At 42.6% G+C, this 13,603-nt stretch carries 12 protein-coding genes; 9 read left to right on the top strand and 3 right to left on the bottom strand.

Going from position 1 to position 13,603, the window contains the following annotated elements:
* Window positions 1–153 precede the first annotated feature (153 nt).
* Window positions 154–1,086 (top strand): hypothetical protein, encoded by a 933-nt coding sequence (locus FQ084_RS08015; protein ID WP_149490100.1) that lies wholly within the window; start codon window positions 154–156, stop codon window positions 1,084–1,086.
* Window positions 1,087–1,270: 184 nt separating this feature from the next.
* Here FQ084_RS08015 and FQ084_RS08010 read toward each other — a convergent pair whose 3' ends face one another.
* Window positions 1,271–2,410: a carboxypeptidase family protein gene (locus tag FQ084_RS08010; protein ID WP_149490099.1), complete on the bottom strand. Its 1,140-nt coding sequence runs from the start codon at window positions 2,408–2,410 to the stop codon at window positions 1,271–1,273.
* A 302-nt stretch (window positions 2,411–2,712) separates the two neighbouring features.
* Between FQ084_RS08010 and otsB the strand changes: the two genes are divergently transcribed.
* The 6 genes from otsB to FQ084_RS07980 all read left to right on the top strand — a co-directional run bounded on the left by otsB (window position 2,713) and on the right by FQ084_RS07980 (window position 8,767).
* Entirely contained in the window at window positions 2,713–3,633 is a 921-nt protein-coding gene (gene otsB / locus FQ084_RS08005) for a trehalose-phosphatase (protein ID WP_149490098.1), read from the top strand.
* Entirely contained in the window at window positions 3,630–5,279 is a 1,650-nt protein-coding gene (locus FQ084_RS08000) for a trehalose-6-phosphate synthase (RefSeq protein WP_149490097.1), read from the top strand. Before otsB ends, FQ084_RS08000 begins: the two co-directional genes overlap by 4 nt.
* Before the next feature lie 34 nt (window positions 5,280–5,313).
* Window positions 5,314–6,432, top strand: coding sequence for an acyl-CoA dehydrogenase (locus FQ084_RS07995; RefSeq protein WP_262880694.1), 1,119 nt, complete (start codon window positions 5,314–5,316; stop codon window positions 6,430–6,432).
* A gap of 41 nt (window positions 6,433–6,473) precedes the next feature.
* Window positions 6,474–7,334 carry a PIG-L deacetylase family protein gene (locus tag FQ084_RS07990; protein WP_410477331.1) on the top strand — a complete coding sequence of 287 codons (861 nt, stop codon included), beginning with the start codon at window positions 6,474–6,476 and terminating at the stop codon, window positions 7,332–7,334.
* A gap of 76 nt (window positions 7,335–7,410) precedes the next feature.
* The gene (locus FQ084_RS07985) at window positions 7,411–8,034 is read left to right on the top strand and encodes a class I SAM-dependent DNA methyltransferase (RefSeq protein WP_149490215.1); all 624 of its coding nucleotides are present in this window, start codon (window positions 7,411–7,413) and stop codon (window positions 8,032–8,034) included.
* 43 nt (window positions 8,035–8,077) lie between these two features.
* On the top strand, window positions 8,078–8,767 hold the full coding sequence (locus FQ084_RS07980) for a glycosyltransferase (RefSeq protein ID WP_149490214.1): 690 nt from the start codon (window positions 8,078–8,080) through the stop codon (window positions 8,765–8,767).
* Window positions 8,768–8,808: 41 nt separating this feature from the next.
* Here the strand turns inward: FQ084_RS07980 and phoR are convergent, their stop codons facing one another.
* Entirely contained in the window at window positions 8,809–9,879 is a 1,071-nt protein-coding gene (gene phoR, locus FQ084_RS07975; RefSeq protein ID WP_149490095.1) for a phosphate regulon sensor histidine kinase PhoR, read from the bottom strand.
* A 165-nt stretch (window positions 9,880–10,044) separates the two neighbouring features.
* Window positions 10,045–10,743, bottom strand: coding sequence for a phosphate regulon transcriptional regulator PhoB (phoB, locus tag FQ084_RS07970; protein ID WP_149490094.1), 699 nt, complete (start codon window positions 10,741–10,743; stop codon window positions 10,045–10,047).
* Window positions 10,744–11,271: 528 nt separating this feature from the next.
* On the opposite strand from phoB, the gene pstS reads away from it, so the two are divergent.
* Both pstS and pstC read left to right on the top strand, forming a co-directional pair.
* A complete protein-coding gene (gene pstS / locus FQ084_RS07965) occupies window positions 11,272–12,417 on the top strand; it encodes a phosphate ABC transporter substrate-binding protein PstS (protein ID WP_149490093.1) in 1,146 nt (381 codons plus the stop codon).
* A gap of 218 nt (window positions 12,418–12,635) precedes the next feature.
* Window positions 12,636–13,586, top strand: coding sequence for a phosphate ABC transporter permease subunit PstC (gene pstC / locus FQ084_RS07960; RefSeq protein ID WP_149490092.1), 951 nt, complete (start codon window positions 12,636–12,638; stop codon window positions 13,584–13,586).
* Window positions 13,587–13,603 lie beyond the last annotated feature (17 nt).

Raw genomic sequence — 13,603 nt, 5'->3', positions numbered from 1 at the left:
ATACTTATGAAGATAAGTTTTACACACACTTAAATTTAGTAAGAATGACGTATTACTGTAGCAACAATGTTAATACTGAATTTTTGTTTTGCAATTAAAAATTGCTTTCACTATCATTGAGCCTCTTACGGGGCACTAACGATAGGTAAAGATATGAAGATCAATAAGCTGTACACAGGTATTGTATTGGCAAGCACTTTAATAGTAACAGGCTGCGGAAGTGATGATTCAGACTCAACCATCATCACCGATGATAATGGCGGTCCCATTGTTAATAACGAGCTGAACTACACAGCATTTGATTCTTTTACTGATGTTTCAAATGGTTTATACAAAAAAGGTTGGGGTAAAATAACCTTTAAGCTTAATAACAATGGTTTGACTCGTACCACCTCTACTGTAGTTGGCAGCTCTGATAATGCTTATCAAATTAGCATAGGCGATGAAGAAGGCCATCATGACTACTACGTCGCTGATAAGACATTCGCAAAAGTCAAAGATGGATTTGACAACTCATTCTATAAAGTTAATTTTATTGATAGCGACACCTTTAAGTTGAAAATTCAGACCGATAACCGCTCCATAGACGCAGTTTATGATATCAAGACGTTAGATCTCAGCGGCGTTAAAAAGTTAGCTGTCAACGCAAAAACTGGTATTAATACTGATTTAAATTACGATGGCTTCCAAAGCAATGTTGCTTTCCCTACAGGTTCGCAGTGTTATATCTTACAAGAAACACCTTCTCAGTCATACTATACTTTTTATGATTTAGCCTCTAGAGAAGATATTACTATTAACGAATGGCTTGATGAACAAAGAAAATATAATACTGTAACTAATATAATCAACGAAAAAGTCGGTCGTAATAATGAGCTGACAGCGGTCAGATATACCGATGAAAATGGTGAAATCGAGGCAGCAGTTCAATATAATGGTTTAGTTTATAATGCTTATTATTATCAAAAAGATGTACAAGAAGACTCTGATACTGACTTCACTAAAGGTGTAGTAGATTGCGATCTTTATAATAGCGTTGCAACTAAGTTTTTAGAAAAACAGATCAAAACCAACTATAAATGGTAACCATATATAGTTAAGACCTAATCTTAATGAGAGATGATGTCTACCAGCCATTGATTATTGTCTTTATTACGAGAAACAAAAATAGCGCCTAGAATGGGCGCTATTTTTAAATGGTTAATATTTTATCAAAAACGATATCTATGATTATTTTCACTTGAATCTTGATATTGCTTTCAATCATTCACTAACGCAACTCATCCACGACCGCCAACATCGCAACTAAGGAGGCTTCACCAAGCTTAATTGAACGCTCTGGTGACCAGCCTATATCTGCATCAGGTACATTATCATTATCTTTAAACGGCATCTCCAAGGTATTGGCCAAACAATCAAAACGTTCCGCTACCCAGTGGGTGGCGATGGTCATGTTCGCGGTGCCCGGCGCATCAACGTCATAACCAAATTCAGACTGAAAATCGGCACTAGCTAATTTTAAGACGTCTGAAAATTTATCACGTAGACCTGCAAGACGGTCATTATAACTTGGCGTTCCTTGTGAGCCCGCCAAGAACACATAAGGCAGCGCTTCATCACCGTGCACATCATAAAATAAGTCAACGCCCGTTGCTTCCATTTTATTAATGACATGGAACACTTCAGGGCTTTTCTCTAAACTTGGATTTAACCATTCACGGTTTAAATTAGTACCGACTGCATTAGTACGCAGATGTCCGCGCACACTACCATCAGGGTTCATATTTGGCACAATATAGAAGTTCGCCTTTTCTAATAATAATTTAGCAGTGGCGTTATCACTATCTAGCAGGCTATATAGCAATCCCTCAACCAACCACTCAGCCATCGTCTCACCCGGATGCTGACGCGCGGTGATCCAAATATTGCGTTTATTCACATCACTATTGCTATCGCCATTACCGATTTTAACTAAGGTTAAGTCGCGCTTATCAAGCGTTTCGCCTAAATGCTCTAAACTCACTAATGGGTGCGTTTGTACGGCAGCTAATAAGTCTTGATGACGCTCATAACTGTAAGGGGCAAAATACGCAATTTGAATCGTATCGCATTCAAGCTCTACCATTATGGTTAATTTGCCGTCTTTATACGAAGTCGGCAGGCGGAGCCAGTGCTCTCGATCATAAGACGCAACCGCTTGGTAATTCTCCCAACCCTCAAGGTAGGACGCCTGCCCTGCATTCACAATATTGAGCACATATTGCTCGCCAACCTGACCTGTCAGGCGAAAGTTAAACCACTGGAAAAACTCGTCACCAACGTCTGGGCGAATTGCTAGTTGAATATTTTTTTTATCTTCTAAACTAATAACGTCAATATTACCTGCGTCAAAATTTGCAGTTATATGCATAATCTTTCCTTAATGGTTTTTTGTAAATTTAAAGACTGATATTAAAAAAACTTATACTAAACTCAATATGTTATCCATCACAGTGTAACGGAGTTTATGCCACACTCTCTTATCAGGTTTGATTGCTTATCATAACGTTTGATTACTGAATCTTGGTTTTCCTATGACTTCAGACTAAAAAACGCTACGAATCCGTACATGAAAAATCGCATTGACTGCTAGTAGATAGTTTATCCCAAACTTAACCTACCTTAGATAAAAATCTGCTGCTTTAATGCAAAATCATAAATAAAGGAATACGTGTGACTTCAGGAAGAAGCGCCAGCGCGCATAGCGCACCTATATACATCCCACCAAAGCACTTTGCCGATTATTTATCGCCTCAGCAAGGTTATTGCCTATTTTTGGATATAGATGGCACGCTTGCAGATTTCACCATGGATCCAAAACACAGCTTCATTCCTACTGCTACATTAATACTTCTAGGAAAAATACAAAATCATGGCGTTAAAATCGCTATTGTTACGGGACGCAGTCTGACTGAAGCAAAGCAAATGCTGTCTCCTATAAAGCTGCCCATTGCAGCAACTCATGGACTAGAAATAACGTTTGATGATGCATGGGAAATTCCTATGCAAATTGACTTCATCGAACTTACCGCCATCAAGCAGGCTATTCGGCAATCTTGTACGCTTTATGATGATTTGATGATAGAAGATAAACCTTACTCCGTTGCCCTCCATTATCGGCAAAACCCTGCTTTAGCCAATGTGGCTTATACTATTATGTCAACAACGTTAAAAGACCACTCTAACTGGCTATTAAAAAAGGGCAAATATGTGTGGGAGATAGCTCCTAAAACTGCAGATAAAGGCACTGCGATTTTAACCTTACTAAAAAAAATGCAGACCCGCGATAACCTTTGTCCTATCTTTATTGGTGATGACATCACCGATGAAGCAGGATTTATTGCCGTACAAGACAGCAGCCGTTCAATAGAAAAAAACCAACAGCCATTACATGGCATAGGCATCAAAGTAGGTAAGGAGTGCCATCAACCAACGTGCGCCCATCACTATGTCAATAACATTCACGAGGTGACGGTTTTACTTGAGAGTTTTTTAACTTTTTATCAAGAACGCAGTACTCTATTATCTGATGTACCAGACGCCCATGTCACTAATAGCTCTAAGGCCAACAACCATAGGAGGCAACTGATATGAGCCGTTTAATCATATTATCGAACCGAGTGAAAATGCCCGACAACACTCCTATGGCAGGCGGATTGGCAGTAGCGTTGCAAGACATCTTAACGGGAAACGCCGTTGTTTGGATGGGCTGGAATGGTGACATTATTAATAGCACTGACGACTGTAAAACCAATGACTTTAGCAGCCATGCTATAGCAAGCACTGAAATGCAAGGGGCTGATTCAGAAGTCACTTATATAACCACCGCCCTCACTACCCGACAATATCAGCATTTTTACTGTGGATTTGCCAATAATGTACTGTGGCCCTTGTTACATGAGCAAACTGATTTGGTTAATCAAGCACCAGAGGACTATGTAGGCTATCAAGCGGTAAACTACATGTTTGCCAAACAATTACAAAACATCATTCGGCCTGACGACGTTATTTGGGTACATGATTATCATTTCTTAAGTGTGGCGTATTATTGCAGGACGCTTGGGATAAATAATCGTATCGGCTTTTTTTTACATATTCCATTTGCGCCCTTGCCGTTTTGGCAGTCACTCACTCAAAGCCCTGAGCTTATTAAGCATCTTGCCCACTATGATGTGCTTGGTACCCAAACCCAGCAAGATAGAGCCCATTGTTTTGCCGTTTTTCAACATTATTTGAAAGACAGCTTGGTAGAAAAAAGCTTTTCAGAGTCACCAATAAATATTTTACATCCTTGTCAGAATTTTTTCAGAGCTCATAACAACTCTGGTACGCAGTTGATGCTTAATTTAGATTTGCGAGTTTCACATCACTTAACAATTAATGCTTATCCTATCGGTGTTAATGTCGAAAAGATTCAGCAGCAGGTCAGCCATTTATTCTTACCCTTTACTCAGTATACTCAACAGAACGACACGGTGAAGTCTGCTACACAACGCATCATTGCTGCCGATAGAATTGATTATTCCAAAGGTTTATTAGAGCGTTTTTCGGCGTATCGCGAATTTCTACAGCAATACCCAGTCTATCAAGATCAGCTGCAATTGTTACAAATCGCCTGTCCCAGTCGTTTAGATTTATCTACTTATCAAAGCCTTCATAAAAGTATCAGACAAGCCGTCAATAATATTAACCAGCATTTTTTATCTAGTGAACGCCCTTATGAATCGCAAACGAATGCTTTCAAAGCCAATGGGCTTGAAACAGATGGCGTTGCAGCTGATGCCTTTACCAGTGATGACCTTATAAAGCATTGGCAGGCGATTGCCTATAGCGAAAAAGTGTTAAGCCATGAGACTGTGATGGCGGCATTTCACCATAGCGATATTGGCTGGGTAAATTCCATTAAAGACGGTATGAATCTGGTCGCCAAAGAATATATCGCCGCTCAAAACCCTGATAATCCTGGGGTGCTATTACTGTCACGTTATGCAGGAGCAGCCGAGCAAATGCAAGCAGCGCTCATTATCGATCCGCATCAACCAAAAAGTATTATTAAGGGGCTAAAAACTGCATTAACGATGCCACTAGGAGAACGAAAATCTCGCTATCAAGTGTTATTGCAAGGATTGCAGCAAAATAATTTACTCGCTTGGCAGCAAAGTTTTTTAGACGACCTATATTTAGAGGACTCATATGATAGTAAAAAATATCAAACGGACAGCGTTTCCGCAGCATTGTAAATGTCTGGCTCACAAAAATAACTAGGAGGCTCTTATGCTCGCGGTGCAAGACCCTTTATTGTCGGACATAAAATCTGCTATAAAAAATGTCGTATTCGTTGGCAATCAAGCCATTAGTAGCTTGGTTATCACTGATAAGCTGCGCTATGAGATATTAAAAGTCTTAGTCAGCTATAGCGATAAAATCCCTCATCCTGCCAGTGGTACTGATAATACTAAAGAAAATAATGCTCAAGCCAACTCAAAAACTTTGATTCGTTGGCAAATTTTGGCCTATGTGGCCAGTCTAGATTTGACGATTGCAAAATGGTTTGAATCGCATTTAGACGCCTTAAGCATCTTGCATGAACTGGGTCATGATAAAGCCACACAAGGATTATGGGCGGTTTGGGCAGCAGAGGGCCATCCTGACCCTATACGCTATCGGCAGGGCAAAGTCATCGGTACCAAGGCATGGTGTTCGGGAGCAAATACCGTTGATTACGGGCTAATGACTTATCGCGATGCTCAAGGTCACGCGCAACTGCTTATCGTAGATATGCATCAAGATGGAATTAAGGTTGATAATAGTGCGTGGCAAGCAGTCGGTATGCACGCTACTAATACGGCAATCCTACATTTCGATCAAGTAGCAGCCAGTAACGTTGGCGCGCCAAATTCATACCTAGAACGTGTGGGATTTTGGCACGGGGCAGCAGGAATTGCCGCTTGCTGGTATGGAGCAGCGGCTTGCCTAGCCAGTCATTTAATCACCGCTTATCAGCAAAAACCAAACGACTATAAGGCCATGTATTTGGGGCAAATCGGGACGGCACTGGCCGTCACTCAGCAATATTTTCATCATATTGCTGACTTAATAGATGCTGAGCCAAAGCAAAGCCACGAACTTGCCATCCGCCAGTTAAGAGTAAGCGTTGAACAGCTAGCTCGTCAAGTAATCGAGGTCGTTGGACAGGCATTGGGTGCAGCGCCATTTTGTAATAATGCCCATTTCGCAAGATTATCAGCGGATTTGACCGTGTTTATTCGCCAAAGCCATGGAGCCTTTGATTTACAGCAAATCGGTGAGCTATCTAGTATGTTAGCGAGTGAATTGGCCAGCGACAAGAGCAGTGATTTATTGGATAGGCAGGTAAATATATGGCCACTATAATATCTAATAAAACTGTAAAACCTGCATGTCTTAATGATGATATGGCAAGCAACACTGATGTTTTAGGTACTTTAGATGTTTTAACGCATCACACTGTCACGCCTACTCATCTGTCAAAACACAACCATCCGATTGTTGGTGACCGTGTTATTGAAGGCGACGGCACCAGTCAGGAAGCTTGGCAGAATTGGTCGGGGCTACAAAACATGCCGCGATTAAATATAGCAACAAATTTTCCAGCGCATCAGCGGGTCTGTATTTTTGCTCCGCACCCTGATGATGAAGTATTGGGCTGCGGCGGACTGCTGCAACAACTAGCAGCTAACGGCAATCCTATCCTACTGGTCCATGTGACCAATGGCACGCAAAGCCATCCTGACTCGCAGATTTATCCTCCGAAAGCGCTTGATGTCATTCGACCGCAAGAAAGCGTTGCAGCGTTAGAAGCATTGGGTATATCTCATCAAGTGAAAGTTATTTTTATGGATTTAACCGATGGTAATGTGTTTGCCCAAAAAGAGCAGTTTAAAAGACAATTAATAGCGATGATTCAGCCTGATGATATTTTGGTAACGCCCTTTATACACGACGGGCACCCTGACCACGAGGCGACAGGGCAAGTGGTCGCTGCATTTGCCGAGCAACACCGTTTAACCTGCTATCAAATCTTAATTTGGGCGTGGCATTGGGCAAAGCCTGCCGATAATCGTATTCCTTGGCATTATGCAAATAGAGTGGATTTAAGCGCTAAGCAATTACAGCGTAAAGCCCAAGCCATTACTTGCTTTACTAGCCAAATTACTGTTGATGAAAGTACGGGTAATCCACCCATTTTATCGCCTCAAGCCATTGCCAGAATTAGCCAGCCTTGGGAGGTGTATTTATATGAGCCAACACCCTAAATCTACGCTGCCAATGAATTTTGCAAACCGTTCAACGCTTTCTAAAAGTGAGACAGCTGACGGTTTGTATACTGACATGCAAGCTGCCAACTATGCAGAAACCTATTTTGATGCTTTATATAGCGACAATAGTGACCCATGGCAGTATCAGACTCGCTGGTACGAAAAGCGTAAACGCGATATGTGTCTTGCCGTGTTGCCAAAAGCACAATATGACAATGCCATTGAATTAGGCTGCGGAAACGGCGTATTTAGTGCGTTACTTGCGCCTCGTTGTCATGCTTTGTTAAGTGTTGATTGTAACAAACAGGCGATACAACTGGCCAAACAACGCTTGGCAGAGTCCTCTCATGTCAGAGTGCTACAAGGGGTTATTCCTGACTCATTACCAACTGCTAAAACGACTTTTGATTTAATCGTCATTAGTGAGATTTTATATTATTTATCACCCAATGATATTGATACGGTTATCGTTTGGATTAAACAAAACCTTGCTATAGGTGGCACGTTACTCTGCTGTCATTGGCGCTATGTCATTGATGGCTTTGCAATGACGGGCGAGACGGTACATCAACGTCTGCATCAAGCATTTAACCATTCAGCTCTTACTCATCAAAGCCAGATTATTGATAGCGATTTTCTATTAGATGTTTGGCAATACTCGCCCAATTCAGTCGCCATGCAAGAGAATTTAGTATAAGAGCATACGACAATCAGCAAACCAAGGGGAATAGATGGACGATATAAAAATTAGTATTGTTATTCCTGCACATAATGAGGCGACGTCTATTACTCAGTGCTTGGTAGCAATACAGGCAGCCATTAAGCAGCTCCCCTCCACCATTACGGTGACTGTACTGGTGGTGATTGATAGCTGTAGCGATGATACGCTTACATTGGTTGAAAGTATGCGGCTCAAAAGCGCAAGCGTGGATTATCTATGCTGTGACTATCAGTGTATCGGACAAGTACGGGATTTAGGCATTCGTCATGCTATAGCCTCTGGCGCGACTTGGCTTGCTTGTACAGACGCTGATTCAATCGTCACTCAAGATTGGCTGACGCAACAAATCGCTCATATCAAAGACCAGCCTACTGATGTGATTTGCGGTGTGGTGAGCGTTGATAGTTGGGCGCATTTGACGCCGCAAACGCGCAAAGATTATACGGCTCACTATCAAGATAGGATGGGACATCGTCATATTCATGGGGCAAATTTAAGTTTTAGTAGTGAAGCCTATCTTGTGGCTGGCGGTTTTGCGCCATTAAGCTGTCACGAGGATGTTGATTTGGTTAAAAGGTTTGAGAGCCAAGGCTGTGCTATCACTTGGAGCAATCGTGTTCGGGTCATTACTAGCAGTCGCCTACAAGCTCGAGCAACAGAAGGTTTTGCCGCGTTTCTGGCGACTTTAGAAACTAATAATTTACAATAACTTTTCTAAAATAAACACTTCTGATGACGACAAGTCTAGCATTAGTCCATAGGAGCAGATCGAATATGGGTGGCTGGGAAAACGGCACTAAATGTCGAGCCTTTGCCTTCTGACGATTCAATTTGTAAGGTCGTATCATATTGATAGAGAACATGTTTTACAATCGCCAGCCCTAGCCCGGTGCCACCTGTTGCACGACTGCGTCCGCTGTCCACTCGATAAAAACGTTCGGTCAACCGTGCGACATGTTGTGGCGCAATACCAATACCATCATCGGTAACAGCAAACCGACAGCCTTCTGCGGTCCTCGCCCAACTGATGACGATGTTGCCTGCTTTTGGCGTATATTTGATGGCATTGATGACCAGATTGGATAAAGCACTGTTTAGATACATCTCCGAGCCATATAGACCATCATAGGTGTCTATCTGTAAATGCAGCGTATGGCCATATTCTTGGTTATAAGCCTGCGCATCATCATAGACATGAGTGAGCAGCTTAGTCATATCAATATAATGCAGCTCATGTGTTTCTTCGATTTCAATTCGAGACAATAGCAATAAGTCATTGACCACTCTATTCATGCGTGCAGTCTGCTGCGTCATTAACTCAAACCCGCGTCGCCATTGCCGCGGAACATCTTCCTGATCTGAAAAATTCTCCAAATAGCCCATTAGGACGGTCAGTGGCGTTCGTAGCTCATGAGAGACATTGGCAACAAAGTCGCGGCGCATTTGCTCTAGATGTTGTAAGCGGGTCACATCATAAATAATCAGGAGTTTTTCATCGCCAAAAGGCGTAAGCTCGCACTTGAGATAACGGTTAGGGTCGCGCCATGATTTCATATGCACACCATCATTGGGTGCCACCATGGTCTGATAGTATTGTTGGAACTCGGGGACGTTAATAAAATCAAAAATACTTTTGCCATGATCCGCTGACTGCAGCAATAATAAATCTTCGGCGGCCTGATTCCACCACTCCAAACCATCATCGTCATTTAGCAAGATAACTGCATCTCGCAGTGCGCGTAAGGCACTTCTGATTTTTTTAAGCTGATCGGTGGAGTATTGCTCTATGTCCTCTTGCTCTATGTCCCTAGGCGTTATCATGTTTTTCTCTCTTCTCTATTAACAGTATGATGCTTAGCACTTATTATTAGTATTTATGGTTTTTAGTTCTTATAATTTTAAATATTTATGACTCTTAGCACTGATTGTTCTTATCGCTGTTTCGCTGCGTTGTGAATAATGGGCTATTTTTCAAAATCGATAGCATTATTCAACCAGACTAGAAAACCGATAACCGGTACCGCGAACCGTTTGAATCAATGTACTGCAATCATAAGGCTGTAGTAATTTGCGCAAGCGTCTGATGTGCACATCAATCGTGCGATCTTCGATATAGACATTGCCGCCCCAGACCTGATCTAGCAGCTGGGTGCGCGTATAAGCACGCTCCGGATGACTCATAAAAAATGCCAGCAATCGATATTCTGTCGGACCGATATCGATGACTTTATTATCAGCGGTGATACGCTGGCTTTTGGGATCGAGAGTAAGCTTGCCTATTTCAATTAGCTTATCGCTACTAAGTGCACGACTACGACGCAACACCGCTTTGATTCTGGAGATTAATTCACGCGTTGAAAAGGGTTTGGTCATATAGTCATCAGCGCCCGCATCAAGTCCATGAACCTTACTATCTTCCTCACTTTTGGCCGTCAGCATAATCACCGGTATCTCAGCCAGCATCTCATCGCTTTTTAGCATGCGGCAAAAATCAATACCGCTTTTATCGCCTGGTAACATCCAATCCAGCAAAATCAAAGCAGGTCTGTGGTCAACCACTTGCTGATGCGCCTCTGCGACGTCAGCCGCTTGTAAACTCTCAAAGCCCGCCATTTCTAGCGTCATTACTACCATCTCACGAATTGCAGGTTCATCTTCGACAATCAAAATCTGCTCATTGCGCATACCATCGCCTCATTATTGAAAGACAAAAAATTAGAAAATAAGAATACTAAGCACTTATCAACGCCTGCCCATTAAACGGCTTAATTATGACAGTTTGATGACACAGTGACTCGATACTTTAAATGCTTTGCCTTAAACACTGCGCCTCAAACACTTTAATTTAAATACGACGCTTCAAACAGGGCTTTTTAAAGACTGCACTTTAAAAACTTAGTCTTACACCCTTACTCCCCCAAAAAACCAACGGCTCATCATAACGAATTTTGCTCTAGATATCAGCTGCAATCCGCTTAAATGACCGCTCTATTAGGCTGTTTCTTTAATTGACCGACTTTTTTCATAAAAATGTCTTATTTCATCAAACTGTCATATTTGCTCGGCACAATATGCTCATTGACCACCGAGCGTCTTTGCAGCAAAACGTTGCTAACCAAACATCGTTAGCAATACATTACTAAAAACCTGGGCATCGACATTGTTATTCATAAACGCCCCATACTTAAATCTGATTACTTTTTAGGAGAAATAATGCGCTATTCATTAATGGCTTTAGCAGTCGCGAGTACCTTTACCTTAGCTGCTTGTAATCAAACCCCCAATAGTAATGAAAGCAATGAGCCAGCTACTTCGGCGCAATCAACCACCGCGTCTACCGACACCGCAAAGGTTCAATCGACGGACAATGTGTCGATGAACATCACCGGCGCGGGCGCTTCTTTCCCGCAGCCTATCTATGCTAAATGGTCAGATGCCTATAATAAAGCAACAGGCGGTCAAGTGAACTATCAGTCGATTGGTTCATCGGGTGGTATCAAACAAATCGTCGCAAAAACTGTGGATTTTGGGGCGTCTGATGCGCCAATGACGCCAGCTGAATTAAACGAAGCCGGTCTGATTCAATTCCCAACCGTTATCGGTGGCGTAGTACCTATCGTCAACATCGATGGCGTTGCGCCTGGTCAATTAAAGCTAGATGGAAAAATGCTAGCTGACATCTATCTTGGCAAAATCAGCAAATGGAACGACCCTGCCATCGCAGCCATGAACCCTGATTTAACCCTTCCTGACGCGGCTATTACCACGGTGTTCCGCTCAGACGGTTCGGGCACAACTTTTAACTTTACCGATTACTTAGCCAAAGTCTCAAACGACTGGAAAGACAATGTTGGCGTCGACAAAACCGTGAAATGGCCAACCTCGGCAACTGGTGCTGGTGGTAAAGGTAACGAAGGCGTTTCAAGCTATGTGAATCGTATGAAAAACTCTATCGGCTATGTCGAATACGCCTATGCTAAGCAAAATGGTATGTCACACGTTGCCCTGAAAAATGCTGCCGGCAATGTCGTTCAACCCTCTGCGCAAACGTTCGCCGCCGCTGGTGACATCGATTGGTCAAAGCAAGAAGGCTTTTATAAAGTCATCACCAACTCTGAGACAGCTCAAGCATGGCCTATCGCTGCTGCGACCTTTATCTTAGTCCATAAACAACCAAAAGACGCCAAGCAAGTGGCGGGCGTCCTTAACTTCTTTGACTGGGCTTATACCCAAGGCGATGATGACGCGATGAGCCTCGATTACGTGCCTTTTTCTGATACGGCCGTGGCTTTATTTAAAGCGAAATGGAACGAGGTGGTAGACAGCGAAGGTAAGCCTGTTTATACCCCAGCACAGTAATTCGCAACTTAGTTATTCGAAAAGAAGCAAATTGAGAACAAACTAAATAATGTCACTAAGCAAATACTGAAACGCGTGTTTGCTTGGTGACGTCTTAGCCGTAATGAATTTAATGATACGTCGTTAGAGTAAACAGTTTATTACGGTAAGACGCTACAGCGAACACCAATAAGCGTCAACACAATAAAGCGTTAGATCGATAAACAATAGAGGCTTTTATGGCAGACCTAAAATCCCAACTGGCAAAACAAAAACGCTACGATGCGGTTTTTGTCAACGCCACCAAAGCATTTGCAATATTAGTGCTCTTTTCGCTTGGCGGCATCATGCTGTCATTGATTGTCGGTGCGTGGCCAAGTATCACTAAGTTTGGTTTGGGATTTTATACCAGCAATAACTGGGATACGGTGAACGATCAATACGGTGCGCTTGCACCCATTTATGGGACGGTGGTCACCTCTCTTATCGCTATCTGTATTGCCGTGCCAGTCAGCTTTGGGATTGCTATCTTTCTAACGGAACTTTGCCCCAATTTTTTGAAAAAGCCACTGGGAATTGCTATCGAGCTGCTGGCAGGTATCCCTTCTATCATCTATGGCATGTGGGGCTTGTTTGTCTTTGCACCGTTTTTTGGTGATCATATTCAGCCTTGGTTTATTGAAAATATCGGCCCCCTACCTATTATTGGCAAGGTTTTTACCGGTGCGCCGATGGGATTAGGGATGTTTACCGCCTCGTTAATACTGGCGATTATGATTATTCCCTTTATTGCCGCCACCATGCGCGATGTTTTCTCTGTGGTGCCAGACCTGCTAAAAGAATCGGCATATGGCATGGGTGCAACCACGTGGGAAGTCATGTTCAAAATCATCTTGCCTTATACCAAAGCGGGCGTAGTTGGTGGCGTGATTTTAGGGCTTGGACGAGCGCTTGGCGAGACGATGGCTGTTACCTTCTTGATTGGTAATGCCTTTAATATCAGCCCAAGTTTGTTCACCTCTGGGGTGACCATTACTTCAGCGCTGGCCAATGAGTTTGCCGAAGCGTCAAGTGAGCTGCACTTAGCGTCATTATTACATTTAGGGTTAATACTGTTTGTCATTACCTTTATCGTTTTGTCGATATCTAAGCTGATGCTCATGCGTATTGACCAAAAAGCAGGCAATTAGAAACACTATTTTAAATA

It is taken from the genome of Psychrobacter sp. ANT_WB68 (genome assembly GCF_008369115.1).
In the GTDB taxonomy this organism is placed as follows: Bacteria; Pseudomonadota; Gammaproteobacteria; order Pseudomonadales; family Moraxellaceae; genus Psychrobacter.
This window is presented reverse-complemented; position numbering and strand designations above follow the sequence as displayed.